This is a genomic window from Bradyrhizobium sp. NBAIM14, from assembly GCF_020193895.1.
Taxonomy (GTDB): domain Bacteria; phylum Pseudomonadota; class Alphaproteobacteria; order Rhizobiales; family Xanthobacteraceae; genus Bradyrhizobium; species Bradyrhizobium yuanmingense.
In genome coordinates this window covers 1-756 of the sequence record NZ_JADYVQ010000070.1, presented here as the reverse complement: position 1 = coordinate 756, position 756 = coordinate 1, and the positions used below count along the sequence as shown (strand labels likewise).

The 756-nt window shown below is 62.2% G+C and carries 1 pseudogene; it reads right to left on the bottom strand.

The window, feature by feature from the left end:
- Window positions 1–756: pseudogene (locus I6F28_RS37035) on the bottom strand (M10 family metallopeptidase C-terminal domain-containing protein); the annotation flags it as partial.

Below are 756 nucleotides of genomic sequence, written 5' to 3'. Positions count from 1 at the left end.
AATGGCCTGTCGTCGAGTCCTTCCAGGCCACATTGTATCCGCCGCCGGTCTGCTCGGCTGCGATGGGCGCCCAGGTCCCATACACAGCGGCACTCACCGGCGCTCCCGAGATCTTCAGGACAGGCCCGCTGCCCGTGCTGATGGCCTCGAGATAGAAGTTGTCTCCCGTCCGTACCAGCTTGGTGGAGCCCTGGGCCTCAACCGTGGCGCTGGGAATACCGATGGTCCCATCGCCATTGAGATCCTGTTGGAAGGTGGTCTCGAGCGACCGAAATGATGCATTCGTCCCCGTCACCTCGGGAACGATACTGCCCGTATAGTTGCCGTTGCTGTCCGTGCTCCAGACCGTGTAATGGCCTGTCGTCGAGTCCTTCCAGGCCACATTGTATCCGCCGCCGGTCTGCTCGGCTGCGATGGGCGCCCAGGTCCCATACACAGCGGCACTCACCGGCGCTCCCGAGATCTTCAGGACAGGCCCGCTGCCCGTGCTGATGGCCTCGAGATAGAAGTTGTCTCCCGTCCGTACCAGCTTGGTGGAGCCCTGGGCCTCAACCGTGGCGCTGGGAATACCGATGGTCCCATCGCCATTGAGATCCTGTTGGAAGGTGGTCTCAAGCGACCGAAGTGACGCATTCGTCCCCGTCACCTCGGGAACGATACTGCCCGTATAGTTGCCGTTGCTGTCCGTGCTCCAGACCGTGTAATGGCCTGTCGTCGAGTCCTTCCAGGCCACATTGTATCCGCCGCCGGTCTGCT